General features: G+C 67.5%; 2 protein-coding genes. Both read right to left on the minus strand.

From position 1 onward, the window contains the following. On the minus strand, window positions 1-404 hold a 404-nt coding region (locus tag HNP49_RS18490; RefSeq protein ID WP_184685786.1), incomplete at its 3' end, for a biotin/lipoyl-binding protein. After that, on the minus strand, window positions 401-2,488 hold a 2,088-nt coding region (locus HNP49_RS18495), incomplete at its 5' end, for a type I secretion system permease/ATPase (RefSeq protein ID WP_184685788.1). The genes HNP49_RS18490 and HNP49_RS18495, both read right to left, overlap by 4 nt.

Below are 2,488 nucleotides of genomic sequence, written 5' to 3' on the forward strand. Positions count from 1 at the left end.
AGGCGCTGCACGTCGGCGCCGGTGATCTGCGCATCCAGTTCCACCAGCAGGTCGCCGGCCTTCACGGCCTGACCGTCCTCCACCTGGATGGCCTTGATTACCGCCACCTCGCTGGACTGGATGACCTTACTCTTGCCGCTGGGCACCACCTTGCCGGTGGCGGTGGCGACCACGTCGATTTCGCCGAGGCAGGCCCAGAGCAGCGCCAGGGCGGCGAAGGCCATGATGGTCCACTGGGCGATGCGCGGCGCCGGGTGCACCGGGGCATCCTGCAAGGCCAGCGCGGCGGGCAGGAACTGCACCTCGTGGGGCAGCCGAGCGGGAGCCTCCATGGCCTGGCGGTTGCGCCAGGCGTGGCGCCAGCTCTTGCGATAGCGGTTGAGCAGGTCGCGCTTGGCACTCATGCGGCACCGCCTTGCTGCAGGCGGTGCAGGCGCGAGTAGTGGCCGGTCTGGTGGGCGAGCAGCTCGGCGTGACTGCCCTGCTCGACGATCTGCCCGCGGTCCATGACCAGAATGCGGTTGGCATCGCGCACGGCGGACAGGCGGTGGGCGATGATGATCACGGTGCGCCCCTTGCAGATGGCCTGCATGTTCTGCTGGATGATGCGTTCGGACTCGTAGTCCAGGGCGCTGGTGGCCTCGTCGAAGATCAGGATGCGCGGATTGCCGATCAGCGCTCGGGCGATGGCGATGCGCTGGCGCTGGCCGCCGGAGAGCGAGGCGCCGTGCTCGCCGACCACGGTGTCGTAGCCTTCCGGCAGCTCGAGGATGAACTCGTGGGCGCCGGCCAGCCTGGCCGCCTGCATCACCAGCTCCAGCGGCGCGCCGGGATCGGTCAGGGCAATGTTCTCGCGGATGCTGCGGGCGAACAGCATGTTGTCCTGCAACACCACGCCGATCTGTCGGCGCAGGGAGGAGACGTCGGCCAGGGCCAGGTCCATGCCATCGACCAGCACCCGGCCGCGCTCGGGGGTGTAGAGGCGTTGCAGCAGGCGCGTGACGGTGCTCTTGCCGGAACCGGAGCGGCCGACCACGCCGATCACCTCGCCGGGCATGATGCGCAGGCTGATGCCGCGCAGCACTTCGGAGCCATCGGGCCGATAGCGGAAATGCACCTGGTCGAACTCGACCTGGCCGCGCAGCGTCGGCAGGGTGCTGCGGGTGGCCTGGGCCAGCTCGGTGCGGGCGTTGAGGATGTCGCCCAGGCGCTGCACCGACACGCCGGTCTGCTGGAAGTTGGTCCACAGCTGGGCCAGGCGGATGATCGGCTGCGACACCCGTCCGGCGAGCATGTTGAAGGCGATCAACTGGCCAACCGTGAGATCGCCGTCGATCACCAGGCGCGCGCCCAGCCAGAGGGTGGCAACCGTGACCAGCTTGCTGATCAGCCCCACGCCCTCGTTGGCCAGGGTCGACAGGTTCTGCGTCTTGAAGCCGGCCGCTACGTAGGCCGCCAGCTGGTTGTCCCACTTGCGGCCGATCTGCGGCTCCACCGCCATGGCCTTGAGGGTGTCGATGCCGTTGATGGTCTCGACCAGGAAGGCCTGGTTTTCCGCGCCGCGGTTGAAGCTCTCCTGCAGCCGCCCGCGCAGCACCGGGGTGATCAGTAGCGAGAGGAGGAAGTACAGCGGCAGCGACAGCGCCACCACCAGGGTCAGCCAGCCGCTGTAATAGAACATCACGGCGATGAACACCACCGAGAACAGCACGTCGAGGATCAGGGTGATGGTGTTGCCGGTGAGGAAGCTGCGGATGTTCTCCAGCTCGCGCACCCGCGCCACCGAGTCGCCGACCCGCCGCGCCTGGAAATAGGCCAGCGGCAGGGTGATGAGGTGGCGGAACAGTCGCGAGCCCAGTTCGACGTCGATGCGGCTGGCGGTGTGGGCGAACACGTAGGTGCGCAGGCCCGAGAGCAGCGTCTCGAACACCATCACCCCGAGCAGGCCGATGGCGATCACATCCAGGGTGGACAGGCCGCGATGCACCAGCACCTTGTCCATCACCACCTGGAAGAACAGCGGCGTGACCAGGGCGAACAGCTGCAGCACGAAGGACACCAGCAGCACTTCGCCCAGCAGCTTGCGGTACTTGATGATGGCCGGAATGAACCAGGTGAAATCGAACCTGGACAGCTCGCCGGCCAGCGAGGCCTCGGAGCGGATCAGCAGCAGCTGGCCGTTCCAGCGCTGCTCCAACTGCTCGAAACTCAGCACTTCCGGGCGCTGGGCGCGGGGATCGTGGATCAGTGCCTTGTCGTCGTCGAGGCGGGCGATGATGAAGAAGCGCCCCTCATGGTCCTCGGCGATGGCCGGCAGCGGGATATGTGAAAGACGGTCGAGAGAACTGCGTGCGGACTTGGCCTTGAGCCCCAGTTTGCGCGCGGCCAACAGCAGATCAGGCGTGGACAGTGCCCGGCCATCGGCGGCGAACTCGTGCGCCAGCTGCTCCGGCGAGGCGGCGACGTTGTGGAAACGCGCCAGCATGAC

It is taken from the genome of Pseudomonas fluvialis (assembly GCF_014207935.1).
GTDB classification, from domain to species: Bacteria; Pseudomonadota; Gammaproteobacteria; order Pseudomonadales; family Pseudomonadaceae; genus Aquipseudomonas; species Aquipseudomonas fluvialis_A.